Source organism: Amphibacillus sediminis NBRC 103570 (assembly GCF_001552275.1).
GTDB lineage: Bacteria > Bacillota > Bacilli > Bacillales > Amphibacillaceae > Amphibacillus_B > Amphibacillus_B sediminis.
In genome coordinates, this window is sequence record NZ_BCQW01000009.1 from 1 (window position 1) to 26,552 (window position 26,552).

Sequence of the window (26,552 nt, forward strand, 5' to 3'; positions counted from 1 at the left end):
TCATAGCTTATATGATGTAAATGAATTAAACAAATTCTATCTTCTACTTTATAATTTAAACTACATAGCTAACAAAAGTAGATATTATTTGGTGACTTCCAAACTTTGAATCAAGGTATGACCAAAGATAATACTAAAAATTATAGCGACATATCGTATTTCAATCATATTTATATTTACAATGTTAATATTTAGCGAAAACAACAAAGTAACCCAAACGTAAGGTAGGGACAGAATGAATGATGGAATACCTAAAATGAACAAGCTGATCTTATTAATTTTCAGATTGCCTTTTAGGGAAATAAGAGAATTGAATAGACCTAATAAAAAGCCAATTGCTCCAAAACAAATAAAGATTAAAAAATTTAAGTAAAGGTAGTTATGTTCTAATGATGACTGAACTTGTAATTCGTAATTTCTTAATAAAAAAATTACCACAGTTATTAATAAAATAATAAGAAACAAGTTAGCAGAATACTTTAATATTAATTTATTTTTCAATATTATCACTCCTCGTATATTATATTTAATCCCATCATTTGGACTCACTATTTTACTCATTAGACCTGTAATAAAAAAAATACTTGGACGTCTTGTGATGTTCCCTAGATAATGGTCCTAAAGATCATTTGGGACAATTATGTTCACTCCTGTGGCCAACCATATGACTGGTTTCCAGTTACGTGCGGAACCTCCTACTCACAGTCTGTGCACTCTGTCACTCGAACTTGGATGGTAGTAACTCCAAGGTGGCTTTCGATACAGAGATATTACGGATAACGAGGTTGATCGGCGTTCACACTAGGGATATTTCAAGGCGTCTAAGATAGGTTCCAATTTCTAATTTTAGAAAGGAAGGGAGGGAGGGAGGGAGTCCCCCATGCGATCGATGGACAACCTTAGAAGTATTAAAGATTGCCTTAGAATCCACTTCCGTGTAGTTTTCATCCAACCATTATTTCATAAGGATGAGATCATTATAAAGTTAATTTTATCATAATATTCACTAAATTACAACAATTGTAAAATAAAATTCATAAATTTTCCCAAAAAAATATCAGTTAATTCCCATAAATGCAGTGTTATCAAGAGATTAACTCCTATACGGGTCATGGGTTGGTTGGTTTCCATTCCTTTTTTGTTGGAATAGGCGTGATTTTCTTGGTATTGACGTGCTCCTACATCTTTGAGATAGACTGGATAATATTTCCGTTGTGACGTGATCTGTTGCTTCGCCCCTCGCCGTAGTTCTCTTGAAATCGTTGATTGGTTAATCCCGAGTGCTTCAGCCATTTTTATTTGCATGTCGTTACCTGAACGCGTCATTTCATTCAAGCCGCCGCGTTGAAGGGCAGATAGGTGTTTAAAGGATGGTGAGATTTCTTATAGTCAAGAGATTGAGATCATTGAACAAGAAACTACCCTCACTGCCTATCCAAAAATAAAAGAGACATTAAATCAACTCAGAGAAACCGAGAATGACGACATCTCGAAATAAAGAAAATGAATTTTCATTCAATAAGGACGCAGGTATGTATGTGTTTAAAGATGGACATATGACGATATGGAAGGCACGTCAAGAGAAGAAGGATGTGTCCAAGAATCAGACAGATACTTACTAATTTTGATGTAGGAGAAGTGTCGATTTACCCGTTAAGAGAGGGGTGTTATAAACTTGGTGCTAAAACGAAACCTATTCCGTTTCGATCAAATCTGACAAGTATAGCGCTCAAGCTCAGTTTCAAGAGATCGACACCTTTAAACAAAAACGAAAGACGCTATAAATTACAGCGAAAAATAGTAAATTAAAGTGTAGACACGGGTATGATATTTCAAAATTCACTGGTCTAATCGAAATGGAATTACAAGGAGCCATGACGGTATTCGCCATTAATCTCAAGAGAATATTGAAATTAATGAGATTAAAATAAGGAAAAGAATGTCTAAGTATCCATAAAAAGCCGACTTAAATTAAAAAAATTCTAAGTCGGCTTTTTTCTACTGAATTTTTTGCACCACTGAAAGTTTTTCAGTAGTCTCCCTGTAGAGGCGGAGTTTAATTAAAGTACTGTCGAACTTGGGTAAGTGCATTCTCCGAAAAAATAACGTTACCGTATTCCTCCACTAGTGGAAACGCTTCTTTAACACCCTTCCCATATTCTTTAATGATGCTCATTAAATCATCCTGTTTATCAATCGTTATAACCGTGTCATCAAATGAAAGTTTTAAAAGATAACGATCCTGATAATGATATAATTGATCTAAGACACCATCATGCTGACCAAATTGGTGACTTAATTGAATGATATCCTCAAAATCATCAAATGCAACCATATTATGCACATATCGGTCATCTTCATTTTCATCATCATCATCTAAATCGTCAGCTTGGCCAAACTTCTCTTCAAGTAAATCTTCTAGCTTGTCATCAAATTGTTTATCTCCAACAGCAGATTCTAAAGGTAACTCTAAATTTTGTCCATCTTTAGAAAGCTGGGCCTTCGTCACTGTAATCTCTAATCCCTTTTCTAAAGCTTGTACTTGAATCCAAAGAGGGCCCTCAATGTCAAAGTCTTCTTCTTTATGATCAGCTTCCTCCATAACTTGCCAAAACAATTGTTCACTGCGCTCACGATTATACCAAATCTCTTCTCGATTAAAACCACGGTCTTCAATATCGATATAGGATATATAAAATTTAATTGTATTTTCATTTATTCTCTCTATTTCCATTATTCACTCCCCCTTTAAGCAGGTGATCTATTATAGATAAAGCTCCAATTACAAAAGAATCCCCTCAAATTGAAGCCATTTTAAGCTTATGATAAATCTATATTGACTATTAATTTTAACTTATTTTTAATAAATTGTCATCTCTTACAATGATAACATAACAGAAAAACGCAACCCTAACAAGAGGTTGCGTAAATATAGTAAACAATAGCCCTAGTTAACCATTTTCTGTGCTTCACGTAATTGAAAAGTTCTTACTTTTCGAGGTAAGAATCGACGAATCTCATCTTCATTATAACCTACTTGAAGACGTTTTTCATCAATAATAATCGGACGACGTAAAATGCCTGGATTAGACTGGATAATGTTAATTAAATCCTTTAGTGGCATTTGCTCAATATCGACTTCAAGCTTTTGGAATACTTTGGAACGTGTTGAAATAATTTCATCAGTTCCATCCTCAGTCATACGTAGAATTTCCTTGATCTCATCAAGGGACAACGCATCGGAGAAAATATTTCTTTCATGATATGGAATATCATGCTCTTCTAGCCATGCCTTTGCTTTCCGACAAGATGTACAGCTTGGTGAGGTATAAAGTGTTACCATTGAACTTCACTCCTCAATATAATAAAAAATTTTTTAACTAATTAATTTTAGGATTTATTAAATTAAAATGAATTTAATTTAAACCTCTAATTCTAAGTATACTACACCTTTTGTCTTTGCGATAGGGGGGGACACATTTTTACTCATAATTTACACAAATTAACGCTAATTTAATTCGTTACACAGGATATACCCTTATGATCTATCATTTAAACACTTTTGATAAAAATATTTATCATTTTTAAAATTAGGTTAAATAAATAAAAATGATCACTGCACTGTGCTAAGCTTTTCTCAACTAACACCTATAAAAATGATTTTAATTGAAAATAAAAAAGAACGCAAGTTCGAATCCTATTCCTATTTTTTCCTGATTGAATGATTTAAACCTGTAAAAATATCCTCTGTTTGATGTTCTGTGCTATAGGATAGGACGTCATCAACACTTTGGTAAGACTGACCATACATCTCTTTATCTTTATAAGTATGAATATTTTCATACATGTGTCGCATTTGTTTGTAGATGGTTTCCTCATCTTGATTGTTAGGCGACCAATAAAGAATTTCGAGTCGACTATTTTGATTAGTTGCTAGAGAGCGTCTGCTGTAGCCAATTGAATTAGCATGCGTAAAGCCTTCTCGTTGATAAAAGTGTAGTCGCTTGGCTGTATCCGAATCTGAATAATCAATCGGCTCTACCTCAAGTATAATAGGCTTTTGCTTTGATTTAAGCTTTTCAATCAATTGATGACCAATCCCCTTACCTCGGGCACTTGAGGCAACATACAAATAATCAATAAAAATGAACTCTTCAAATTCAGCATACATCATCACATGCTCTTGACCCTCATCTTTATAATAGACGTCTCCTTTTTCCTTTAGTAACGTCTCCATATGCTTTTTAGACTTCATTTCATGTACTGGGAAGTATTCATTTAATTTCTCAAACCAATCCATGACTTAACCTCCTTCTCAAGCATTAAAAAAGCTCCTTTATTCACTTATTATGATTCTCTCTTTTTGAAAACGAGATTTTTTTGCATGACCCTTTAACTCTCTAGCTCAAATGTTAATCCTAAAAAAAGCTCCTCCTCATGATGAAGAAGAGCTTAAAGGTCAATCTAAAGGCGTATAGTCTACTCCTTTAGTATAGACATTTCCAGCGTTCCATAACAAAAATTCATCAATCCCATTTTCATTTAAGGCACGAATTTGTGCTTCAACCTCGTCAACACCATAGGTAAAGGCCGGACCACTATATAACCAAGTTGCACTAAAATCCTGAATCCAAGGTCGAGATATCGGTCTTTCCTCAAGTCTATCCAACACTTCATTCTCTAACTTACTATATGCATCGACAAGACGATAAGGCTCCTTATCAGGGAAGTCAATACCAAAATGTGGTGTCCAGTGACTAGGATAAATCATTGACGAGATAACATCAACGTTTTCAGAAATTCTTGAGAAATTTTGACCAATACCTGGTGTTTCTTCTACAGTTACTGCATAACCAAAAATATCAACAGAAACATCTACACCGTAAGGTTTTAATTGTTCCCGAGCGTAGGCGACAAAATCTGTCACAGCCTCTACTCGTTTTTGAACACCATCCATGTCAACATCTTTATAATCACCCTGTGAGTATTCTAAATCTTGTTCTCGAAGTTCAAAGCCCTCTGGATATCTCACATAATCGAATTGAATATCCTGAAAGCCCATTTCAGCAGCCATAATAGCAATATTAACGTTATATTCCCATACCTCTTTCTGATACGGATTAACGAATGCTTCCCCACGATTGTTAACCCAAACCTCTCCATTTTCTAAGAATGATAGGTCTGGTCTATTTTTAGCTAACAAACTGTCCTTAAACACAACTACTCGTGCAATTGGATATATTTGATGTTGCTCTAAAATCTCCATCATCTTACTTGGGTCTTTAATATAATTTTGCGCTATATCATAATAAGGTGAGTCTTCATCAGGGATAAAGGTTAAATTACCATGGTCATCTTTAATATCAATCACCATTGTATTTAATTCAGTATCATTAACAAGATCGAGTAGTTCATTAAAACGAGAGCCACCAGCTGAATGACCTGTTAAATAAATCCCTCTAACGGCCTCTGGATAAGAAAAGTTAAGACCAGAGTCATATGTAAATCTTGCTAATCGCTTTACTTGCTCAGGAATGGCTAAATGTATTTCTTTTTTATCATAATCACGTGCTAAAAGGTGCTCGCCCTCTTCTGCTTGTAATACTGTTGAGAATGATATCAGCATCAGTCCAACTAAGGTGCACACTACTAGCCAATTACTTCTAAGCTGTCTACTCATAAATTTTACCCCCTGCTGTCTTAGCTTAGTCAGATTGTTATATAAATTTGACTATATAATGACTTTTATCTCTATTATAATAAAGATAATGACTTAATGATAGAAGATCTGACAATTTCCAATAAAAAGTACTATGTAATTCTATTGTATGCCATTGATAAATGGTTACTCTACATTTTTCTAGGTAAAGCTTAACGTTTATGTTCCAATTTGTAGAAAAAACATTTATTATCTCTTACCCTAAATAATCTATCTTCAAACATTGACTATATTCAGTAAATACAAGCTTATCAAATGCGCCCAGATTTTCGAGCTTCTCTCGAAAAATTTCCACTTAACATCAGCGTCATCCGCCGGAGGCTTTTACTTGATTCAGCCGAGGCTGGTATCCCACTGATGCAAGACAAATAGGCATTCATCTCTCCACTTTTAGAAGGTAGAAGTGGAAGACTTCTGCTAGATCAAGTAAAAAAAGCCCCAAGGATCAAATCCTTTGGGGTTTTTCCCTATTATTCAGCTTTTGACGCAGAATCCTTATTTACAGCTAATTGATGGCGATAAAGACCTGCCGATGGATGAAAATCAACGGCATAATTAAGAACACGGTTATTGGCGGCGACTAATTTGACTCGATATAAGGTCGGAAACACAGGGATATCATCGACCATTAACTGCTGCCATTGACGATATACATCTTGACGATATTGTTGATCAAAAGCAGCTTCAGATAGCCCTTCCGCGATTAAACGATCATTTTCTTTACTTGCATAACGAGAATAGTTGAAAGCAGATTGACGGCCATATAAATTTTGCGGATTGACATCAGCTCCAACCGTCCATGCTGCCAAATAGATATCCATTTCGGGATCATCTGCTCCAATTCGGTCATAGAACCCATTAAATTCTTGTAAACGACCATCTAACAATTGGACATTTAAGCCAACTTCTTCCCAAGCTTGGATATAATAACGCGTGAGCGGTTCAGCTGTGTCACCGCCAGACATAGAGGCAAAGTTAATAACAAGCTTATTGCCGTCTGGATCTTCGCGAAAGCCATCTCCATCGATATCTAAATAGCCCGCTTGATCTAAAATCCGATTTGCTTCATCTGGATCATAGGTTGGTGTTTCAATGCTATCGTCATGATAGGCTGGGTGCGAAGGTGGGATAAGTGTGGTTGCATTCCAGCGTAATCCATTATAATAATTCGCACCAACGCTATCATTATCGACTGCATACCACATCGCACGACGCAAATTGACATCCGCCATTTTAGCATCAGGATCTGGCACGACCTCCCCTCCATCATCATCCCATGCTCCAAGCTTAAAACCAAGGTATATATACGAGAGATCAATATCGGCTAGAAACTCTACGTTTGACATATCACTGTGGTCAACATATTGATCAGCTGGGAATGAACTAACCAGATCTACTTCTCCATTTTTTAAAGATTGAGCAACAACTTCTGGGCTAACAACGCGAATAGTTAAACCATCAAGGTTAGGCTCTCCGCGCCAATAATCATCATTTTTCACCAGTGTTACCGATTCACCTGGTGTAATATTTTCTACTTTAAACGGTCCAAATCCAATTGGGTATCGTCGAACTGCATCGGATGCGGACATATCTGATACTTCATACTGTGAAAAGATATGCTTAGGTAATGGATATGCCCAAATCCCACTTGATAACAGCGCTGGAGTAAACTGTTGATAAGTAATTTTTAATATCTTATCATCAATGATCTCCAGCCCAGAAATCGTATCGGCTTCTCCTGTCCGATACGCTTCCATTCCTTCGACACTACTTAAGGCTTGAGAGTAACGGGGACCATCATAATCTGGATGACCTACCACTTCATATGCATATGCCCAATCTTCTGCAGTAACTGGCTCTCCATCATGCCAATTAACCTGATCACGAATAGTAAAAGTAATGGACTTGTCCTCATGATCTACTTCAAAAGTGGCAGCTCCATCCTGAGTATATTTATAATCTTCATCAAAATCTAATAGTGATTCATCAAACCAACGGATGATTTCCGCATCAGGATTACCTGAATAGAAATTAAAATTTAACGTTCCCTCGAAAGGAGTGTCTGTTACTAGACCGAAATTAATGACTCCTCCATCAATCGCCTCGCCTTGATTAGTTTTGACTGAAGAAAAGTGATCAATGGAATAAACGATAGCCTGATCACTTGACTCGTGCTCGTCCCTTATTTGGTTGTTACACGCACTAATAACAGCCATCGACATACAGATCATCGCTAAAAATAATTTATTAACTTGCATTAGTTCTGGCCTCCTCAGACCGATTATCAGTTTTTTAAGAAAGTATTACTATTTTTGAATATCATTCGACTAGAATAGCATGATTATATTGGATTAATCTTTAAAAAGCAATCCATTATTAATGGTTTACAAAACCAACACTTTTTGGGTATGTATTCAGAAGTCTAGATTAGAAACGAGCCAACAAATAAGGAGTTTCGATTTAATAGTCATCTACAACATGGTGACAATTTTCTCACTATCGCTGCCAAATAAAAAGTAGCTAAATCAACAAGATAAGCTACTTTTTTTAAATCAATCATCTATCTCTTAAAGTAAGAATACATCACCTCGTCCTGATCTTTTTGATAATCAACAGTTAAATCGTGTCCATCGAAAAACCAAAGATCATTTGACTCAATTACAAAGTGCATCCCGCCTTGTTCAACAATGACCGCTGGATCAATTACCTGATCAACTTTAGAAAAGGACAATGCAAAATTTTCTTGGACCGGACTGCTACCATAAATCCGCGGATGAAATTTAACATACTCTGTTTCAGCCACACCAACGTCATCTTTAAACCATTCTTCTGCAGCTTTTGATAAAGTTATTTGCATCGATGCGCTAACCTCCTTTGCTCCATCTCAAAATCATCATAGCTACTATTGAAAATATCACCAAATGCTAAATGCCATATCTTAATGATTGGCTTGTTTCAAATTCAGCTAATTTAAATACGCACTTCACTTATCGGACTTCTTAATCATTACGATATCATTTAAGAGATACTTAATCAACTTGAGTATTTAAAAAGCTTACTAGTGGATAAGATTAGGTTATGCATGAAACAAAGAAGGATACGTCTCAATCGTGCTGATCGTATCCTTGCATATCTAAATGATTATGCTATAATTTTAGTAATTAAATGAGCAAAATAGCAATGAAAAGGTTGAGGAGTCATATCCTCTGGTTTAAAAGAGAGTCTGGATGGTGAAAACAGATACCAAGATGTGATGAAATTGGGACCTTTGAGCTGTATGGATTCCATACCGTTACACCTGTAACGTTATTTAGTAAAAGAGATCTCATATTCTGAGGTAATCAGGGTGGCACCGCGACTATTCGTCCCTGAAAACAATGCCTTCAGAATATGAGTTTTTATATGCTTTTATCCGTAAATAAAGTGAAACTTCGTTCAGTGGGGGTTTCGACGCATAGGATGTGTTCGTGCAGACGTTGCGAGACAAACGTCGCGAACTTAGTCAGCTTCCTCTCTCCCCACTTAACGTTAGCGTTAGTTGAACCAATCGAGCCGTTACTGGCTGTTGAATCTCCCACTTAAACATAACGTGTTCCCTTATTTCTTGAAGGGAGAGTCTTACAAAAGCCCTTCGATGGGGCGAGTAATCGCAGCCCCAGCCAGTTACACTGCGATCAATCAAGCATAAGACTCTTTTATCCATTAAACATGTTGCTCACTACAAGACCCGATAGTGCCGGATAGTATCAAATGCACCTTGGCGTATTTGCGCCCTGGTTTTACCGCGCTTCGCTCGATCAATTTCGGCTGAAAATCTGTCGTATCGCCGAAGGCTTTAATTTGATTCAGCTGGGGTTTGACCCCACTGAACGGAAGACAAATAGGCATGCATCTCACTACTTACTAGCAGTGGGAGACTTCTACTGAATGAAGTTAAACAATTTATAAAAGAAGGGTGATAAATATGAAAACGATCTTTTCAGGTATTCAACCCAGTGGGACATTAACATTGGGCAATTACTTAGGAGCGATTAAGCAATTTGTTGAGCTGCAAAATGATTACAATTGTTATTTTTGTATTGTTGACGCACATGCTATTACGGTCCCTCAAGATCGACTAAAGCTACGTGAAAATATTCGATCACTAGCAGCTATATATCTAGCGAGTGGTTTAGACCCTGAACAAGCCACTTTATTTATCCAATCCGAGGTACCGGCACATACCCAGTTAGGATGGATCATGCAGACACAAAGTTATATTGGAGAACTGGAGCGAATGACGCAATTCAAGGATAAATCTGAAGGAAAAGAAGCTGTTTCAGCTGCATTGCTTACTTATCCACCTTTAATGGCTGCTGATATCTTACTTTACAATACAGATATTGTTCCAGTTGGTAATGATCAAAAACAACATATAGAATTAACACGCGACTTAGCTCAACGGTTTAACCGTAAATTCAATGATATTTTTACTATCCCTGAAATTAGGGTCCCTAAAGTCGGAGCACGTATTATGTCACTCCAAGAGCCAACAAAAAAAATGAGTAAATCAGATCTAAATCAAAAAGCGACAATCTATCTGTTAGACGATGCTAAGCAAATTGAGAAAAAAATAAAAAGTGCGGTTACTGACTCTGAAGGTATCGTCCGTTTTGATCCGGAGCAAAAGCCTGGCATTAGTAATCTTTTAACAATATTGGCTTGCTGTACAGATCAATCAATTGAAGATTTAGAGGCGAAATATCAAGGAATAAGTTACGGCCAATTCAAACAAGATACAGCTCAGGCCGTTGTGCGACTCATCGAACCGATCCAAAAACGCTATCATGATATGATTCAATCAACGGAATTAGATAACATTCTTGATGCAGGGGCTGAAAAAGCTAGCTATGTCGCAAATAAGACTTTGGCTAAAGCGAAGAAAGCAATGGGGTTAGGACGTGTTAAGAAGAAAAAATAGTTCAAAAAAAAATCAGCTTGTTGACCGAACCTTTAATTAAAGTGAAACTTCGTTCAGTGGGGTTTCGACGCATAGGATGTGCTCGTGCAGATGTTGCGACACGACGCCGCGAACTTAGTCATCTTTCTCACTCCCCTACTGAACGTGAGTTGAATCTATCGGGTCGTTACTGGCTGTTGGATCTCCCACTTAGACATGACGGGTTCCCTTATTTCTTGTAGTGGGAGACTTACAAAAGCCTTCGATGGGGCGAGTAATCGCAGCCCCAGCTAGTAACACTGCGATAAAATAGGTCAACGAGCTGTTTAAATCTTTCTAACTAGTATGTGGGGCTTTATAAGCGGCATAGTTGGTGATCCGATCACTTCATACGTTTTAATTGTGGTGAGTTATCATTCTCATGTGCTTTCTGCCACAGTTGCTCAAATAAGGGTTCGCCTTTAATAATAGCTTGACAAAACAGCTCATGCTGCTTTCCCCAGCCATGATAGACATGTTGATAAAGCTTGTTCCAGGCTTGTTCAAATGTTAATTTACAAATGCTTTCATATTGATCTGGCTCCCACTCTGTTAGCCAGTAAAGTACCTCATCGCGATTACAGCCTTGTCTTAGACTATCTAGTGCTAGCATTGTTAATTGCTTTAGCTCACGCTCACGCCGAATCAGACCAACCATTGCTTCTGGTGCTAACGAGAACATATGGTGCTCTTTTTTAGGAAAATGGGCTTTCTTTAATGAATAGTATAAACGTGACTGGTTTGAAACCATATGTAAAACACGACGTTCTTGTCTTGGAATAAGTCGGCTTTTCTTTAAAGGAATACGATAGCCCATTGTATCGAAGACAAGTACCCCAGATCCATCGGTGACGATAGCTGCATAGCGCAAAGGTTCTCCTTTGACCAACGTTTGATCACATATTTGATCAAGTAGCTTAGCTGGTAAATCATCTAGATGATTCTCTATGTAATTGTATAAATGTGATTCAATATAAAGAACTGGCATGGTATCAATCAGTTCAATTTTATCTTGTTTACGCCATTCATAAAAGGAGCAAACATTATAACCATTCTCTTCACCCTCAAACCAATTTACCCATACATCTTGTAGCATCATCGACTTTCCCTCACTTTTATGATTTAGCAAATAGTATCACCATTTAAGGAAATATTATTCATTTTAGCCTTCGTAACAATTTGGGTAATCCAATGAGCATAAGCACTAACCCTAATACAAAAAGTTGACATTCTGTCTGGGAGATAATATAAAACAAGTAGCTTGTCCAGCTTAGACCTGCAGGAATTAAATTTAAATATAAAATGATCATCACTCCACCTGCTACCGTTAAACCAAATCCAATTAAAAAGAGCATGAAGCTTCCCTCCACAGCTTGTCCCTATTCACTGTACTCTATGCGAGCAACCACTAAAAAAGACCTGTACGCTAAACGTAAAGGTCTTTGATTAATCTCTTGGTAACATGACAATCGATAAAGTGAAACTTCGTTCAGTGGGGGTGTTTTCCACCCCCCACTGAATGTTAGCTGAACCAATCGGGCCGTTACTGGCTGTTGGATCTCCCACTTAGACATGACGTGTTCCCTAATTTCTTGAAGTGGGAGCCTTACAAAAGCCCTTCGATGGGGCGAGTAATCGCAGCCCCAGCCAATTACACTGCGATAAAAGTGCAACGGATTTCAGTAAAATTCATTTTAAAAATTCATCTTAAATGAAGAATAAAGTCATTATTCCTTTTTGTGCTTTTCCCTACTAACATTAATCTTGATATCCTTTAAATATTAAAGTTGCATTATGGCCGCCGAATCCTAACGAATTGCTAAGTGCGACATCAACCTTAGCCTGGCGTGAACGATTCGGCACATAATCTAAGTCACACTCTGGATCAGGAGTCTGATAATTAATCGTTGGCGGAACAATCCCTGTTCCAATGGCTTTAATTGAAGCAATCGCTTCGACAGCACCTGCTGCTCCAAGCAAGTGTCCAGTCATCGACTTAGTTGAACTAATCATAAGCTTAGAGGCATGTTCCTTAAACACAGCCTTAATCGCAGCAGTTTCAAACTTATCGTTAAAAGGGGTACTCGTTCCATGTGCATTAATATAATCAACTTGATCAGGTCTCAAACCAGCATCGTTTATCGCCTGCTCCATCGCACGTTGAGCACCTTCTCCTTCCTCAGCTGGTGCAGTAATGTGATAAGCATCACCTGTTGAGCCATAACCAACAATTTCAGCATAAATGCTAGCACCGCGAGCTTGAGCAGATTCAAGTGATTCCAAGATTAAAATACCTGCCCCTTCTCCCATAACAAAGCCATCACGATTTAGGTCAAATGGACGACTAGCTGTGGACGGGTCATCATTAAATGACAATGCCTTTGCCGATGAAAAGCCAGCAAACGCCATGTTAGTTAGAGGTGCCTCAGCTCCACCGGTAATCATAACATCTGCATCTCCTCGTTCAATAACCTTAAAGGCATCACCAATTGAATTGGTCCCTGTTGCACAAGCTGTCACCGTACAAGAATTTATTCCTTTCGCCCCAAAGATGATTGAAATTTGACCAGCAGCCATATCCGGGATAAGCATTGGAACAAAGAATGGACTAACACGACGGTAGCCTTTTTCTTTAAATTTATTAAATTGTTCTTCATATGTGGCCATACCACCAATACCTGACCCAACCCATACGCCTACACGTGGCGCAAGCTCTTCTGTGATCATCAAGTTAGCATCTTCAAGCGCCATTCTGGCAGCTCCAACAGCATATTGAGTAAACAGATCCATCCGTTTAGCTTCTTTTTTATCCATATAGAGACTGGCATCCCAGTCCTTAACTTCTCCGGCAACCTTTGCAGGAAAATCTTCTTTATTGACTTTTGTAAGATAATCAATACCAGACTCTCCATTAGTTAATCGTTGCCACAGCTGTTCTACTGTTAATCCTAATGGACTAATTGCTCCCATACCTGTTACAACAACACGTCTTCTTTCCATGCTAGCTACTTCCTCCTTGAAAAATTATTTACCCCAACGTAATGCAATGGCACCCCAGGTTAAGCCTCCTCCAAATCCAACTAAAACCACGAGGTCCCCATCATTAATTTTACCTTGTTTGACATCCTCTGATAATGCGATTGGAATGGACGCTGCCGATGTGTTCCCATATTTGTTGATCGAATACGCCATTTTTTCTTCTGATATGCCTAAACGATTACGCGCCGCTTCCATTATTCTAACATTTGCTTGATGTGGAATTAAATAGTTTACATCTTCTTTATCGAGCCCTGCTTGTTCAACAACATGAACAGCTGATTCAGGCATTTGTCTGACAGCAAACTTAAATACCTCTCGACCATTCATACGAATTTTATCATCTTCTTGATAAAGTGCATGACCACCTGTACCATCAGCACCTAATTCAAATGACAGAATACCTCGATCCTCTTGAACTGGGCTTAACACAGCAGCACCAGCGCCATCCCCAAACAGCACACATGTATTACGATCTTCCCAATCGGTAATCTTCGAAAGCTTTTCTGCACCAATTACAAGCACATGGCGGTAAACGCCACTATCAATGAACTGTTTGGCGGTCACCATTCCATACATAAAACCAGCACAAGCAGCACTTATATCCATAGCTGCCGCTTTAGTCGCTCCTAATTTAGCCTGTAATTGGCAAGCCACAGATGGAAAAGGATGGTCAGGTGTAATGGTGGCAACCAAAATTAAGTCCAATTCACTAGCTGAAAGTTCTGCATCTTCTAATGCAGAGATAGCCGCCTGATACGCCATATCTGATGTATCCTCATCATCAGCAGCAATGTGTCTTTCTTCAATACCTGTACGGGTTCGTATCCACTCATCACTTGTATCAACTATTTTTTCTAAATCAAAATTTGTTAAAATACGTTTAGGGACATAATGTCCGACTCCAATAATTCCAGTAGCCATATTTAAATCTCCTCATTCGGATTTTTGATATTATAATCAATTATTAAGACTTGGTACTAATTTTAAGCGAAATCGGTTGGATAATCAAGTCTTTTTCACCAACTGCTCTTTCACTTTTTAAATTTTTTTGCTAAAATACGACATATTTAGCAGTGGTATTATCGAGATAGATTAAGTGTTTAGCTTTCCCGATTTAAAGTGAACACTATAATAAAGTGAAACTTCGTTCAGCTGGGGTTTCGACGGATAGGATTGCTCACGGTAGAAAGACTTTATAAAAATCTTCATTAAAACGGGTGCCATTTGTTTCTTTTTATTAATCTATTTGTTAAAATAGATAGTGAAAGAAGTGTATGAAACAGAGGTGACATCGATGCGCTTTCTAATAACAATTATATGGTCATTTGCCATAAGTCTCGTCTTAGGCTATGTTCTTACAAGTATGGGAGGCTATGAATTTCAAATTTTGCCCATTATCGGTATGACGATTATTTTTAGTTTTGTAGGTCTTCTAGTTGGTGAGAAATTTATTGATGAAAAAAAATAAAAGGCTAATTCTCTTAGGGAACGCATGACAAGCCATTTGGTGTGTGTAACAATACAATCCTTATGATTGTGCAAGCTTGCTTAACATTGAGAAGGCAACTTAACGGCTTCCAATAAGAAAAAAACCCCTTGCCTGATACTTTTGGCAAGGGGCTTATCATGTTAATACCATGGAAGCACGCTTAACGCAGTTAAGGCTGCAAGCGGCAAAATGACGCGACCAAATGGACGCGGTCGGTAAAATGGTGGGTACGGGCCATATGGTGGATACGGGCCATACGGCGGGAACGGTGGGCGTGGTCCAAAGCCTGGTCCATAAGGATACGGCTGACGCTCTTCTCTTTCACTATTATCTCGATTAGGTACAGCTAAGTAAACATATTGATCATCTAAGTCGGTAATAATACCATCAATTTGTTCACCATTAACTGTTTGAAGTAAAACATAATGATGCAAATTCTTTTTACATAAATCATGGATATGATGTTGTTGCAACTCAGATCCCTCCCTTTCTCACAATAGCCTATGCCTAATCTAAAAAAAGGTGACACGGTCACTTATCATGGAGGTTTTATAAAATGACATTTATCGATCAACTTATTTTTATTGTTCAATACATCTTTTTAGGTTTTGTACAAGGGTTTACTGAGCCCATCCCGATATCATCAAGTGGACACCTTGTAATCATCCAATCCTTATTCGGTCTTAAGCTTGAGAGCTTAACATTTGAAATTTTAGTTAATTTCGGTTCATTAATTGCGGTATTAATCATTTATTGGCAGGATATCGTACGACTAGCCGCCAATGCATGGCGTTTTTTATTTAAACGTGATCAGGCTGGTGCTGACGACTTTAAATTTGTCATATATTTAGTCATTGCTACAATACCAGCAGGCCTTATGGGGGTTCTAGTTGGAGACCAGATTGCAAGTATTTTCAGTACAGCAAAGACGACTGGTATAAGCCTAATTATTACGGCGATTGCGCTATGGATGATTCGTAATTTACGTGGAAAAAAAGCAGATCGTGACCTCACACTAAAGGATGCGATCATCATTGGGTTAGCACAGTCTGTTGCCTTAATTCCTGGAATCAGTCGCTCTGGTGCGACAATTGTAGCTGCTATGCTACTTGGAATGAAGCGTCCGACTGCTTTACGCTTTTCCTTTTTACTCTATATTCCAGTTAGCTTAGGAGCCATGCTATTATCTCTTGACGAACTAATGACTGTGACATCTAGCTTATGGATTCCATATTTACTAGCTTTTATAACAGCTGGAATTGCAAGTTACTATGCACTTCGTTGGTTTATGAACATTATGAATCGCGGTAATCTGATTTACTTCTCGATTTACTGCTTGATTATCGGTGTGTTGGCGTTTCTTATTTTGTAAGCTCTGATCTCGCGCCTGACACTGGGAGTGAAAACTGATGCGTAAACCTATTAAACTAAATCACTTAGATAAACAACTGAGACGCTATTTCACAGAGCCTGATCACTATCTTACAACGATCAAAAATAGCTATTTATTTCGTCAAGGTGATCAAGCTCGAGAACTATTTATCATTATTTCGGGCAAGGTGATGATTAGTAAAACATCACCTGACGGCAAAGAATTAACACTAAGGATCTGTGGTCCTGGGGATCTAATTGGGGAGTATAACTTAGCCGAGGAGGATTTGAGCTATTTAGTAGATGCCAAAGTTATTGAGGCTGGAGAGGTTTCTGTCTACAATCAAAAGCGCCTAATCGATAAATTAGCCTTGGATTCAGATGCCTCGCTCGCTTTAGTCAAATTAACGAACCTTCAATATCGTAAAGACCAAACAAGGTTTAGAGATTTGGTCCTTTATGGAAAGAAAGGTGCCCTATACTCTACGCTGATCCGACTTTCAAATAGCTATGGCCAAAAAACAAAGCAAGGCATATACCTTGATGTGAATCTAACTAATCAAGAAATAGCCAATTTTTGTGCGACTTCACGTGAATCTGTTAACCGTATGTTAAATGAACTGAAACGAAAAGGTGTTATCGGCATAGAGCGTGGACAGATCACCATATTTGATCTGGATTATCTTAAAACTGAAATTAATTGTGAAAACTGTCCGATTGTGCTTTGCACCATTAATTAGTAACGGCCTCGATTTCCTTTGGGCCAAAACAGGTTAAAAAAACAGAACTGACTAGAGTAATAACTAGTCAGTTCTGTTTGCTTTAATCTGGGATACCTAATGCAATTTTGGCATATCGTGACATGCGATCCTTACTCCAAGGTGGGGACCAAACGATGTTTACTTCTGTATCCTTCACCTCAGGAAGATCAGCAAGTGCTCGCTTAACATCTTGCTCAATATGAGCAGCTAGTGGACAGCCCATAGCCGTTAAAGTCATTGTCACAATGGCCGTTCCCTCTTCATTTAAATCAACTCCGTATACTAAACCGAGATTGACAATATCAATACCGAGCTCTGGATCAATAACGTTTTCCAAAGCACCGAGTAAGTTTTCTTGTAAGGCTTCTTCCATTTTAATTGGCTCCTTTCCTAATCATCTACCATCATTATAAACAATTTTGTTTAAAAATTAAAATCATAAGAAGATGTTCAAGATAATCAATCCAGCTTTTGTTAACTTCTCTTCATAATTGTGGATCGAATGGCATACGCTCTAAAGCTCAAAACACACCGCTGCCTCCAATCTACTTACTTCTGATTTAGCAACTCTTGAACACGTACTTAAAGTGACTTTATCAGCCAATTGACTAATGCCAATCTTCCATTTCTGCTAATTTTATGACCACGATTTGCTTCAGACAAAAACTCCACTTGACCTGTATAAGTAGCATCATTATGCAGTAGATGATAGAAATCGTTAGCATGTTCAAATGGAATAACCTGATCTTCTTGGCCATGCCAAATAAATAGTGAACGATTATGTAGACGATCAAGCTGACGTGATAAATCGAGCTGTTCAATCCTTACCAAAAGTTGCTCTAATTCAAGCTCAGATAACGGAAGTTCAATCCCCTGCTCTTTAATTTGGTTAATTTGGAGCTGGGCAAAATCATGCAACAATGCTGTCCCCATCATTAATGCACCAACTTGAATCCAATTATAACTAACCATCGCTGCTGCTGTCGTAATGGCCCCCATGCTTGTACCGGCGACGCCAATTCTGTCAGCTTCAATTAGATCACTTCGACTTAATTGATCTTTTATCACGGCTAAATCCAGTAAGCTTTGTTGGATAATATCAAAAAAGTACAACCTTAAATCTATATTTGCTACCTCACGCTCACCATGTAAATGAGCATCTGGCAATATAACACGATATCCTTGCTCTGCCAATAGGTAGCCGGTTGTTAAATTGTCCTCTTTAGCACTCGTAATACCATGCAAGTAAACTAGAGTAGGAAGTTTACTTTGTGAGTGAGCTTGATCAACAACCTCCAACACTGGTATGTCACGCCATATATGTCTTGTAACTTGAATCATAAACTTCCTCCTTAAATTAAGCCATTAATTCTAGCATAGCCTTTCTTGCCAACAGTTCACGACTAAAGTCGCGTGAAACCTTACTATATCCATGGTCGAAACAATGTTGATCAGCATAAACCAATAAAGTGAAACTTCGTTCAGTAGGGGTTTCGACGGATAGGATGTGCTCGTGCAGGCGTTGCGACACGACATCGCAAACTTAGTCAGCTTCCTCCCCACTGAACGTTCGTTGAACCAATCGGACCGTTACTGGCTGTTGGATCTTCCACTTAGATATGACGTGTTCCCTTTTTCTTGAACTGGAAGCCTTACAAAAGCCCTTCGAGTGGCGAGTAATCGCAGCCCCAGCCAGTTACACTGCAATAAATGGAATTTCAAGTTTATTACCTTTTCTATAACGGTCGACATTGAGGTTACTAGCTGAACTTATCATAACACATTTTAGAACCACGCTTCATCGTTATTGTCTCCCTTTTTCGGCTGGAAAAATACTCGGTTACTATTTTTTCACTTGATTCCTACGAATTAATTTTCTACAAGACTCATCCATTATTATTAATAAAATAGGATTAGCCCTTTACAGTTATTCTAAACTTCATTACACTAGTTTTAGAGATAAAGAGGTGAGTATATGATAAAAAAACAACATTTAATCGCCCTCGACCTTGATGGTACACTTCTTACCGATCAACAAGCAATTAGTGAACGGTCAAAGAGTGTGATTAAAAAAGCACGCGAAGCAGGGCACATTGTCGTTATTGCTACTGGGCGCCCCCATCGGGCAAGTCTTGACTACTATCATGAGCTTGCGTTAGATACTCCGATGATTAATTTTAATGGTGCCTATCTACATCATCCAACTGATAAGAAGTGGGAAGTACTCCACAGTCCTTTACCATTGAGAACAGCTAAAGGGATTATCCAGACTTGTTATGATCTAGAAGTAGATAATATAATGGCAGAAGTATTAAGCAATGTTTATATTGATCGTTACGATTCTAAGCTGATGGAAATTGTTCATACTAGCAAAGAAGATAACCCGATCAAAATTGGTTCTCTAAAAAATCTGCTTAACGAAGATCCAACCTCATTACTGATTTACCCACGTGATGAACACATTGATGAACTACGAGCCAACCTTGATCGTGATCACGCCGCCGTCATCGAACATCGGAGATGGGGGGCGCCTTGGAATATCATTGAGATTGTACGTAAAGGAATGAATAAGGCTGTAGCGCTTGAACGAGTCGCCCATTATTACCATATTGATCCGACTGAAATTCTTGCCTTTGGTGATGAGGATAACGATCTCGAAATGATTGAGTATGCAGGTGTTGGTGTGGCCATGGGTAACGCCATAGCTCAATTGAAAGAGATGGCTAATTACCAAACTAAAACGAATCAAGAAGACGGTGTTGCAGCTTTTATTGAGGACTATTTAAAGTTGGGCTAGTCATGATATCAGTCAAACTGCGCTTTTGAAAGTAAACAAAGTTCTTAGAATTAGTATTTATAGTATATACTAAAGTTGAACTACTCACAGTTTAATGTCTTTCTGACGAAATTTGAAGTGGAGCGGGTTGTCTTCTATTCAGTGGGGGGAAACCTCGGCTGGAACAAGTTACAGCCTCCGGCGAATGCCACAGATTTTTAGAGCATGACTCGAAAAAAAATCTGGACGCAAATACGCCAAGATGCATGTGATATAAATGATTTAGAGGAGGTAATAGTATGACGGTTATCGCAGAAGCTACGCCAAATCCAAATGCGATGAAATTCACATCTAATAAGCAAATTTTCCAAGGTAATGCTAGTGTTTCTGTTGCAGCAGGACAAACAAGTGAATTTGAGCTGTTGAATACCTTACTTGCACTTGAAGGTGTTGATAACGTATTCGGCTACCAACATTTCATCACCATTAATAAACAACCGGATTATGATTGGGATGATTTAATTCCTCAGGTAGAATCGCTTATGGAGCAATACGGCTTCTAATATCATTAAGCTGAACACACGAGCTTCAATCTAGGCTAAGATTGTTGATTCAGATATGTTCAGCTTAATTTTTTTAGGCTTTTTTTAAAAGCTTAGCTTTGGAAGTAGACCAAGTTGCTTCCCTTTTTTAAGTGCTTCTGCTCGTGAACTAACCTGCATTTTTTGGAATGTTTTAGTCAAATGTCGCTCGACCGTGCGTCTGCTTACTTTAATTTGATCTGCTATTTCATCATTCGATTTTCCTTTATCAACTAACAACAAAATCGTTTGCTCAATCTCTGATAGGGTCACTTGTTCACCATTTAGCTTGATCTTCCGATCGGTGCGTTTCAGTTCATTAAGCCAGTTAGCTGGAATAACAGCTAAATCCATTAAGGCACATTTAACTGCGTAAATAAGCTGCTGATTAGAATAGCTTTTGCTTAAAAAACCAATGACACCAAGATTAACTAATGTATTGAAATAGGCTGTTGTATCATATCCTGTGTAGATTAAAATGCGTGCTTCCCGATGTCGGGCTGTAATAGCTTTAGTCAAGTCAATTCCATTCTGCTCAGGCATATTTAGATCAATTATGTATAAGTCATAGTACTTATTATCCATGCTTATAAGCGCTTGGCTGCCTGACGACACAAAATCCGCCTGTAAATCTGGTTCATCACTTAATAACCGTTTTGTCCCTTCACCTACCATAATATGGTCATCAATAATGAGAACGTGCTTCATAATTTTAATTTTCTCCCTTCTTATAAGGTATAGAGATGGTCATCCTAAGACCTTGATTTTGACTAGTCGAGAAATTAATTTGTCCCATTAAACTGCGAACACGTTCTTTAATGGACAAGATCCCCATGTTTGAATACGTTCGTGGCCACGCATTTGTATCCATCCCAATTCCGTCATCATTATACTCAAGCTTGACTCGATCATTTTGGTCTACGATAACAATTGAAACATGATTAGCTTGGGCGTGCTTTCGTGCATTGCTAAGCCATTCCTGTACAATTCGATAGATCGTCAATTTTAGTTCCATACTAGCTGTTAAATTACCATTTATATTTGTATGAAAGTTTAATACACTATTGGACTGTAGCCTAAACTTGCTAACAAGCTCATGAATGGCCTCAATTAAACCAACTTCTTTTAATATTGTTGGATATAGGAATGAGCACGTTTCTCTGATTTCAAAGATAATATCTTTAATCTCCTGTTCAACAATAGTGAGTAAGTCTTGTTTAATCGATTCATTATTCTCAGTTTTTACAGCTTCAACTCGCCTTCTTAACACGATTAAATCTTGGAGAAAGGTATCGTGAATATCTCGTGCCAAAGATCGGCGCTCATTTTCAGACCAGTGAAATAGCAGTCTGGATAGCCATTCCATATCTTCTGATGCCTTAGCTTGTTCTAATTCACTTAACAAATCTTCAATTTTAGTTTGACGCTCAATGGCTAAGTTGGCAAACTGAGCTAAACTTGAGAGCCAGTCCAATTGTTCCTTTGATAATGGATGACCTTTAATTGCGATAAAAAGAATGGTAAATTTTCGCTCCTGCCAAGCCAAAGGTAACGCATATTGACTTCGTTTTCCGATCAATTTTCCAATAACTAAGCGCTGACCTTGATACTCATGTAACAAAGGCGAAAATATTTGATCAATCTGATAATCCTTTAAAGGTAATAAAAATTGTGATTCTTGTTCCACAGCTTCTAAATATGTAAGCTTTAACACATCTTTAATTTCATCCTTGACTGCTTCAATAATATGAGCACGACTTTGTTTTAACTTTACATTTTCACTAAATCGATAAAGACTTGTCTGATAATCATGTTTAGCAACATACAGGTATGAACGGAGATAATGATCTAACTGGTTTTTAAAAAAGATAAAGAATAAACTACTCAAAAGCATAAAAAGAAAAAAATGAATACTCTCTGTTAGGCTACGGATTTCATCATCAAGCATCACATAGATGAGCGTTGTAAGTAATGCAAAAGAAGAACCTAATAATAAATAATAGGGCAAACGTTTAATTTTTTGTCCAAGTACATATAGCTGATCTGAAACAATCATATACAGAAATCCACCAGGAATAAAAAACAAAAAAACCATCGTAATTTCTACTGAAATAATAGGTTTCCCCATTGATAAGGAAGGTAAGACAAATAGACATAAATAAGGTGCGATTGCAAAAATAATGGCCAACATTAGACTCTGAACCGTATCTATTATTGGATCATATTTTAACTTCCTCATTCCTTTAAACAATTGCGATAAAACAACAAACATAATGATCGTGTAGATAATTAGCACATGGATATGCGTGTTATAATCTTGATAAATATCAAGTGCTAGCAAGCTTGCTAAGCCAGCTAAGCTATATAATAACTGGACAGACTTTTTCGTTATCCATTGTTTGTCTTTTTCATAAAAAAATTGATAAATAAAATGATAGAAAATAGCCGGTGTAAACATTAGCAATATATGAACTATGGCTGCTGCCAGCATATTTAATTTTAAAGCTGATATTAACGATGAATAATTTACACTAACGAGCATTGTTAGAATAATAAGTAAGCGTGCGCTTTTAGCAGTAGAACTACGCCTTAAAATAACCAATACGACTAATGAAGTAAAAATAAAATATATGGTTGGCAAAATTAAATAGAGAAGATATTGTGTAAACAACTCAGCTTCATATTCAATTTTAAAATGATAAAGGTGATGATCCCGATTAATGGTAATCGAATCGGCTCTTTCAATCGCATGATGAGTCTTTACAGTCAAATAGTCCATTGTTGGTTTACCATCAATGGCTATAATTTGATCACCTATCATTAAGTCATTTGCTTTGCCCCAACCAAACTGCTTTAATCTTGAAATTTGATAGCCTTCATCTGTTTGCTCAAGCTCAATCCCGATATAAGGATGAGTATTTTCTATAAATAAATAGCTTTGAATAAGGACAACTGTAATAAGAAAAAGCATGAGTAAGCGATGGGGCTTTAGCCTTTGGATGATAACATTCATATTTTCCAACCTCTCATATACCGAAACTTCCTCTTCTAGTATACAATAATATATTGGCTAGGCATGACCTTTTAGTAAAAATATGTGATCATTCCGATAACTTGGTAGCATCGGTCTATTTGCTATCGTAAGGGCTTTGCCCGAATACATGAAAAAAGCCCTGACTTATGTAAAGTCGAGAGCCCGCAGAAACATTACCTATGTCGAAATATACCAAAGGGGTAGGTAATGTAACATTGTGCAACAAAGCACAATGTTTTGATATTTCTATTGTACCATAGTGGTACGAAATGTGAACCGACAATTTCAAATCAAAACCCGCCATTTGGTGGCGGTTTTACATCTTTTGATATTTTTGCAAATAAAACTAATCATCCTTTCGAAAAAAACCAAACACCCCGGTTGTTTGAACAATATTTGTAAAGGCTGCGGGATCTACCTCATTAATAATGCGCTCTAAATCATAAAGCTCATAACGCGTAATCACTACAACAAGCATGGATTTATCTTCTTTTGTATACGCGCCTCTAGCTGGTAAGATAGTGATTCCCCTTACCACCCTTTGGTGGATAGCATGCTGTAATTCATCTGTCTTTTTCGTCACAATCATTGCAGTCACTTTTTCATGACGTGTATGAATTCCATCTATAACCCGGGTGGATACGTATAATGCTAACAGTGTGTATAAAGCGTTCTCTGGTCTATTTAACAAACCAGCAAAGAAAATAATAATGCCATTAATAATCATTAAATAGCCGCCTATCGGTTTATCCTTCATTCTTGAAATTACCATTGCCAGAATGTCTGATCCACCAGTTGAAGCACCCCATTTCAACGTGATTCCAATACCAAAGCCTCCAAGTACACCACCAAATACTGCATTCAACATAATATCTTCTGAGAAACTGGTTATAGGAATGATTTCAAGAAATAAAGTCGTAGTTAACACCGATAACGCACTATAGATCGTAAAATGTTTTCCTACCTTATACCAGCCTAATATTCCGACCGGTATATTTAATAATAATAGCCAAATCCCTGTACTAATAAAATGTATATTAAAAAAGGTGGAAAAGACTGTAGATAAAAGTTGTGCCATCCCTGTAAATCCACTGGCATAGACATCTGCATGAATAAAGAAAAAATTTAATGCAAGGGCATTAATTAAAGCTCCCAAGATAACAATAATTATTCGTTTTGCTTCAAAGATAAACACATTTATCCCTCCCATCTCTAACTGAAACAGTCAATCACTGCTAATCATCATGACCCATTACATCCATTCTAAACCAAGCTAACTAAATTTCAAAATACCTTTTGACGAATACCATTGCTAACTATAAACTAGAAGTAGCAATATTTCTAGTTTATAAAAAATTTTAAAAAGGAATAATGGATATGGGAGGGAAAAGTATGACCGTAAAAATTATCGCGGATTCAGCGTGTGATCTAACAGACAAAGATTATCAAGAATTAAAGATAGATTGTGTTAGCCTTACTGTTTTGCTTGATGATAACAGTTACTTAGATGGCCAAACAATTTCTGCTAAAACGATTTATGATGCCATGCGGAATGGTAAAGCACCAAAAACATCTCAAGTTTCACCGCAGTCATTTAAAGAAATATTCACAAAATATGCTCAGGATGACCAGCCTTGCTTGTATCTTGCCTTTTCTTCAGAGCTTTCTGGTACGTATCAATCGGCTACCATTGCCGCTAAAGAGGTTCAGGAACACTATCCAAATTGGCAATTGCAAATGATTGATACTAAATGTGCTTCCTTTGGCTATGGTCTTGTCGTTTTAAAGGCTGCAGAGCTAGCCCAAAGTGGCCGATCTCTCGAGGAGATCACAGCTGAAAGTCAATTCCAAGCCGAGCATATGGAACATATTTTTACAGTGGACGATTTAGAATACTTATATCGCGGTGGTCGAGTAAGTAAATCGGCTGCCTTTATGGGTACTTTATTAAAAATCAAACCATTGTTACACATGGAGGATGGTAAACTCATTCCTTTAGAAAAAATACGTGGCTCCAAGAAGGTATTTAATCGTATGTTAGATATTATGGAGGAAAGAGGAACCGACTTCAGCAATCAAACAATTGGAATTAGTCACGGCGATGCCATCGAAACAGCCGAGCAATTAGCTCATGCTATTAGAGAACGATTTGATGTCAAGGATATTCAAATTCGAATGGTTGGTTCTAGTATTGGAGCACATTCAGGTCCTGGAACCATCGCTCTATTCTTTTCTAATGCTAAATACCAATAACAAAATATCGTAACATCCTAACATGGCAACATTTTTTTAATCGTTTGACGACAAAAAATGATTGCCTTTTTTATGCTCACCATTAAGATCATTTGGGAGCGGCATCTCGCTCCATTTTTTCTGTTCTTAGCGCCAATTCCTGCTGATATAAAGAAGTGACCCTACATTGTAGTTATATTAGAACATTACATTCCAGAGGTATCGGCAAAAAGCTTCAGCTAATCTCAAAACTAAAATGAGCAAAAATAATAGGTCATAGGCCCATTATAATAAAGTGAAACCTGTTTAGTGGGGGGGTCAACGCATAGGATGTGCTCGTGCAGACGTTGCGACACGAATTCGCCGAACTTAGTCAGCTTCCTCTCTTCCCGACTGAACGTAGTTGAACCAATCGGGCTGTTACTGGCTGTTGGATCTCCCACTTAGACATGGCGTGTTCCCTTATTTCGTGTAGTGGGAGTCTTACAAAAGCCCTTCGATGGGGCGAGTAATCGCAGCCCTAGTCGGTTACACTTCGATAAATGGTTTTAGAAAAGAAAAAGGATCATCTG

24 protein-coding genes, 1 pseudogene and 1 other annotated feature are annotated in these 26,552 nt (G+C 37.6%); of the genes and pseudogenes, 8 read left to right on the plus strand and 17 right to left on the minus strand.

Annotated features, from left to right (window positions below; all coding sequences use genetic code 11):
• Nucleotides 1–1,011: 1,011 nt before the first annotated feature.
• Nucleotides 1,012–1,326: a hypothetical protein gene (locus tag ASE01S_RS07415; RefSeq protein WP_067840542.1), complete on the minus strand. Its 315-nt coding sequence runs from the start codon at nt 1,324–1,326 to the stop codon at nt 1,012–1,014.
• A 161-nt stretch (nt 1,327–1,487) separates the two neighbouring features.
• Between ASE01S_RS07415 and ASE01S_RS16170 the strand changes: the two are divergent.
• Nucleotides 1,488–1,931: pseudogene (locus ASE01S_RS16170) on the plus strand (transposase); the annotation flags it as partial.
• A gap of 125 nt (nt 1,932–2,056) precedes the next feature.
• Here the strand turns inward: ASE01S_RS16170 and mecA are convergent.
• The 6 genes from mecA to ASE01S_RS07445 all read right to left on the minus strand — a co-directional run bounded on the left by mecA (nt 2,057) and on the right by ASE01S_RS07445 (nt 8,576).
• Nucleotides 2,057–2,734 carry an adaptor protein MecA gene (gene mecA, locus ASE01S_RS07420; protein ID WP_067840544.1) on the minus strand — a complete coding sequence of 226 codons (678 nt, stop codon included), beginning with the start codon at nt 2,732–2,734 and terminating at the stop codon, nt 2,057–2,059.
• 213 nt (nt 2,735–2,947) lie between these two features.
• Complete coding sequence (spxA, locus tag ASE01S_RS07425; protein ID WP_067840546.1) at nt 2,948–3,343, minus strand: transcriptional regulator SpxA; 396 nt, start codon at nt 3,341–3,343, stop codon at nt 2,948–2,950.
• 360 nt (nt 3,344–3,703) lie between these two features.
• A complete protein-coding gene (locus ASE01S_RS07430; RefSeq protein WP_067840548.1) occupies nt 3,704–4,300 on the minus strand; it encodes a GNAT family N-acetyltransferase in 597 nt (198 codons plus the stop codon).
• A 159-nt stretch (nt 4,301–4,459) separates the two neighbouring features.
• Nucleotides 4,460–5,680 (minus strand): putative glycoside hydrolase, encoded by a 1,221-nt coding sequence (locus ASE01S_RS07435; protein ID WP_067840550.1) that lies wholly within the window; start codon nt 5,678–5,680, stop codon nt 4,460–4,462.
• 509 nt (nt 5,681–6,189) lie between these two features.
• Entirely contained in the window at nt 6,190–7,977 is a 1,788-nt protein-coding gene (opp4A, locus tag ASE01S_RS07440) for an oligopeptide ABC transporter substrate-binding protein (RefSeq protein ID WP_067840552.1), read from the minus strand.
• Between the two features lie 302 nt (nt 7,978–8,279).
• Nucleotides 8,280–8,576, minus strand: a complete 297-nt coding sequence (locus ASE01S_RS07445) for a HesB/YadR/YfhF family protein (RefSeq protein ID WP_067840554.1) — start codon at nt 8,574–8,576, stop codon at nt 8,280–8,282.
• 314 nt (nt 8,577–8,890) lie between these two features.
• Nucleotides 8,891–9,092, plus strand: a binding site (T-box leader).
• A gap of 591 nt (nt 9,093–9,683) precedes the next feature.
• On the opposite strand from ASE01S_RS07445, the gene trpS reads away from it, so the two are divergent.
• Nucleotides 9,684–10,679, plus strand: a complete 996-nt coding sequence (trpS, locus tag ASE01S_RS07450; RefSeq protein WP_067840557.1) for a tryptophan--tRNA ligase — start codon at nt 9,684–9,686, stop codon at nt 10,677–10,679.
• A 361-nt stretch (nt 10,680–11,040) separates the two neighbouring features.
• On the opposite strand, the gene ASE01S_RS07455 is transcribed toward trpS, so the two are convergent.
• The 4 genes from ASE01S_RS07455 to ASE01S_RS07470 all read right to left on the minus strand — a co-directional run bounded on the left by ASE01S_RS07455 (nt 11,041) and on the right by ASE01S_RS07470 (nt 14,657).
• Nucleotides 11,041–11,796: a DUF3603 family protein gene (locus ASE01S_RS07455; protein WP_067840559.1), complete on the minus strand. Its 756-nt coding sequence runs from the start codon at nt 11,794–11,796 to the stop codon at nt 11,041–11,043.
• A 58-nt stretch (nt 11,797–11,854) separates the two neighbouring features.
• Nucleotides 11,855–12,052: a YuzI family membrane protein gene (locus tag ASE01S_RS07460; protein ID WP_067840561.1), complete on the minus strand. Its 198-nt coding sequence runs from the start codon at nt 12,050–12,052 to the stop codon at nt 11,855–11,857.
• A gap of 403 nt (nt 12,053–12,455) precedes the next feature.
• Nucleotides 12,456–13,697: a beta-ketoacyl-ACP synthase II gene (gene fabF, locus ASE01S_RS07465; protein ID WP_067840563.1), complete on the minus strand. Its 1,242-nt coding sequence runs from the start codon at nt 13,695–13,697 to the stop codon at nt 12,456–12,458.
• A 24-nt stretch (nt 13,698–13,721) separates the two neighbouring features.
• Nucleotides 13,722–14,657, minus strand: coding sequence for a beta-ketoacyl-ACP synthase III (locus ASE01S_RS07470; RefSeq protein WP_067840565.1), 936 nt, complete (start codon nt 14,655–14,657; stop codon nt 13,722–13,724).
• Between the two features lie 373 nt (nt 14,658–15,030).
• On the opposite strand from ASE01S_RS07470, the gene ASE01S_RS15515 reads away from it, so the two are divergent.
• Entirely contained in the window at nt 15,031–15,204 is a 174-nt protein-coding gene (locus tag ASE01S_RS15515) for a DUF2929 family protein (protein WP_083512048.1), read from the plus strand.
• Between the two features lie 161 nt (nt 15,205–15,365).
• Here ASE01S_RS15515 and ASE01S_RS07475 read toward each other — a convergent pair whose 3' ends face one another.
• Nucleotides 15,366–15,698 carry a hypothetical protein gene (locus tag ASE01S_RS07475; protein ID WP_067840571.1) on the minus strand — a complete coding sequence of 111 codons (333 nt, stop codon included), beginning with the start codon at nt 15,696–15,698 and terminating at the stop codon, nt 15,366–15,368.
• A gap of 83 nt (nt 15,699–15,781) precedes the next feature.
• Here ASE01S_RS07475 and ASE01S_RS07480 point away from each other — a divergent pair, with 83 nt between their 5' ends.
• Together ASE01S_RS07480 and ASE01S_RS07485 are read left to right on the plus strand one after the other, a co-directional pair.
• A complete protein-coding gene (locus ASE01S_RS07480) occupies nt 15,782–16,597 on the plus strand; it encodes an undecaprenyl-diphosphate phosphatase (protein ID WP_067840572.1) in 816 nt (271 codons plus the stop codon).
• A 37-nt stretch (nt 16,598–16,634) separates the two neighbouring features.
• A complete protein-coding gene (locus ASE01S_RS07485; protein WP_067840573.1) occupies nt 16,635–17,336 on the plus strand; it encodes a Crp/Fnr family transcriptional regulator in 702 nt (233 codons plus the stop codon).
• Nucleotides 17,337–17,418: 82 nt separating this feature from the next.
• Here the strand turns inward: ASE01S_RS07485 and ASE01S_RS07490 are convergent, their stop codons facing one another.
• Entirely contained in the window at nt 17,419–17,730 is a 312-nt protein-coding gene (locus ASE01S_RS07490; RefSeq protein WP_067840574.1) for a metal-sulfur cluster assembly factor, read from the minus strand.
• 209 nt (nt 17,731–17,939) lie between these two features.
• Nucleotides 17,940–18,698: a prolyl oligopeptidase family serine peptidase gene (locus ASE01S_RS07495; RefSeq protein ID WP_067840575.1), complete on the minus strand. Its 759-nt coding sequence runs from the start codon at nt 18,696–18,698 to the stop codon at nt 17,940–17,942.
• A gap of 634 nt (nt 18,699–19,332) precedes the next feature.
• Between ASE01S_RS07495 and ASE01S_RS07500 the strand changes: the two genes are divergently transcribed.
• Entirely contained in the window at nt 19,333–20,154 is an 822-nt protein-coding gene (locus tag ASE01S_RS07500; protein WP_067840577.1) for a Cof-type HAD-IIB family hydrolase, read from the plus strand.
• 278 nt (nt 20,155–20,432) lie between these two features.
• The gene (locus tag ASE01S_RS07505; protein ID WP_067840579.1) at nt 20,433–20,696 is read left to right on the plus strand and encodes a NifU N-terminal domain-containing protein; all 264 of its coding nucleotides are present in this window, start codon (nt 20,433–20,435) and stop codon (nt 20,694–20,696) included.
• Nucleotides 20,697–20,780: 84 nt separating this feature from the next.
• On the opposite strand, the gene ASE01S_RS07510 is transcribed toward ASE01S_RS07505, so the two are convergent.
• From ASE01S_RS07510 to ASE01S_RS07520, 3 genes are all read right to left on the minus strand, one after another.
• A complete protein-coding gene (locus ASE01S_RS07510; protein WP_067840581.1) occupies nt 20,781–21,422 on the minus strand; it encodes a response regulator transcription factor in 642 nt (213 codons plus the stop codon).
• A gap of 4 nt (nt 21,423–21,426) precedes the next feature.
• A complete protein-coding gene (locus ASE01S_RS07515; protein WP_067840583.1) occupies nt 21,427–23,727 on the minus strand; it encodes a sensor histidine kinase in 2,301 nt (766 codons plus the stop codon).
• Between the two features lie 367 nt (nt 23,728–24,094).
• On the minus strand, nt 24,095–24,943 hold the full coding sequence (locus tag ASE01S_RS07520; RefSeq protein WP_067840585.1) for a YitT family protein: 849 nt from the start codon (nt 24,941–24,943) through the stop codon (nt 24,095–24,097).
• A gap of 197 nt (nt 24,944–25,140) precedes the next feature.
• Here ASE01S_RS07520 and fakB point away from each other — a divergent pair, with 197 nt between their 5' ends.
• Nucleotides 25,141–26,001, plus strand: a complete 861-nt coding sequence (fakB, locus tag ASE01S_RS07525) for a DegV family protein (RefSeq protein ID WP_067840587.1) — start codon at nt 25,141–25,143, stop codon at nt 25,999–26,001.
• The last annotated feature ends 551 nt before the right edge of the window (nt 26,002–26,552 follow it).

Excerpts from the sequence above, each read along its gene's own strand:
- ASE01S_RS07415 (WP_067840542.1), bottom strand. The coding sequence starts at position 1,326 with ATGACGCGTTCAGGTAACGACATGCAAATAAAAATGGCTGAAGCACTC.
- mecA (WP_067840544.1), bottom strand. The coding sequence starts at position 2,734 with ATGGAAATAGAGAGAATAAATGAAAATACAATTAAATTTTATATATCC.
- spxA (WP_067840546.1), bottom strand. The coding sequence starts at position 3,343 with ATGGTAACACTTTATACCTCACCAAGCTGTACATCTTGTCGGAAAGCA.
- ASE01S_RS07430 (WP_067840548.1), bottom strand. The coding sequence starts at position 4,300 with ATGGATTGGTTTGAGAAATTAAATGAATACTTCCCAGTACATGAAATG.
- ASE01S_RS07435 (WP_067840550.1), bottom strand. The coding sequence starts at position 5,680 with ATGAGTAGACAGCTTAGAAGTAATTGGCTAGTAGTGTGCACCTTAGTT.
- opp4A (WP_067840552.1), bottom strand. The coding sequence starts at position 7,977 with ATGCAAGTTAATAAATTATTTTTAGCGATGATCTGTATGTCGATGGCT.
- ASE01S_RS07445 (WP_067840554.1), bottom strand. The coding sequence starts at position 8,576 with ATGCAAATAACTTTATCAAAAGCTGCAGAAGAATGGTTTAAAGATGAC.
- trpS (WP_067840557.1), top strand. The coding sequence starts at position 9,684 with ATGAAAACGATCTTTTCAGGTATTCAACCCAGTGGGACATTAACATTG.
- ASE01S_RS07455 (WP_067840559.1), bottom strand. The coding sequence starts at position 11,796 with ATGATGCTACAAGATGTATGGGTAAATTGGTTTGAGGGTGAAGAGAAT.
- ASE01S_RS07460 (WP_067840561.1), bottom strand. The coding sequence starts at position 12,052 with ATGCTCTTTTTAATTGGATTTGGTTTAACGGTAGCAGGTGGAGTGATG.
- fabF (WP_067840563.1), bottom strand. The coding sequence starts at position 13,697 with ATGGAAAGAAGACGTGTTGTTGTAACAGGTATGGGAGCAATTAGTCCA.
- ASE01S_RS07470 (WP_067840565.1), bottom strand. The coding sequence starts at position 14,657 with ATGGCTACTGGAATTATTGGAGTCGGACATTATGTCCCTAAACGTATT.
- ASE01S_RS15515 (WP_083512048.1), top strand. The coding sequence starts at position 15,031 with ATGCGCTTTCTAATAACAATTATATGGTCATTTGCCATAAGTCTCGTC.
- ASE01S_RS07480 (WP_067840572.1), top strand. The coding sequence starts at position 15,782 with ATGACATTTATCGATCAACTTATTTTTATTGTTCAATACATCTTTTTA.
- ASE01S_RS07485 (WP_067840573.1), top strand. The coding sequence starts at position 16,635 with ATGCGTAAACCTATTAAACTAAATCACTTAGATAAACAACTGAGACGC.
- ASE01S_RS07490 (WP_067840574.1), bottom strand. The coding sequence starts at position 17,730 with ATGGAAGAAGCCTTACAAGAAAACTTACTCGGTGCTTTGGAAAACGTT.
- ASE01S_RS07495 (WP_067840575.1), bottom strand. The coding sequence starts at position 18,698 with ATGATTCAAGTTACAAGACATATATGGCGTGACATACCAGTGTTGGAG.
- ASE01S_RS07500 (WP_067840577.1), top strand. The coding sequence starts at position 19,333 with ATGATAAAAAAACAACATTTAATCGCCCTCGACCTTGATGGTACACTT.
- ASE01S_RS07505 (WP_067840579.1), top strand. The coding sequence starts at position 20,433 with ATGACGGTTATCGCAGAAGCTACGCCAAATCCAAATGCGATGAAATTC.
- ASE01S_RS07510 (WP_067840581.1), bottom strand. The coding sequence starts at position 21,422 with ATGAAGCACGTTCTCATTATTGATGACCATATTATGGTAGGTGAAGGG.
- ASE01S_RS07515 (WP_067840583.1), bottom strand. The coding sequence starts at position 23,727 with ATGAATGTTATCATCCAAAGGCTAAAGCCCCATCGCTTACTCATGCTT.
- fakB (WP_067840587.1), top strand. The coding sequence starts at position 25,141 with ATGACCGTAAAAATTATCGCGGATTCAGCGTGTGATCTAACAGACAAA.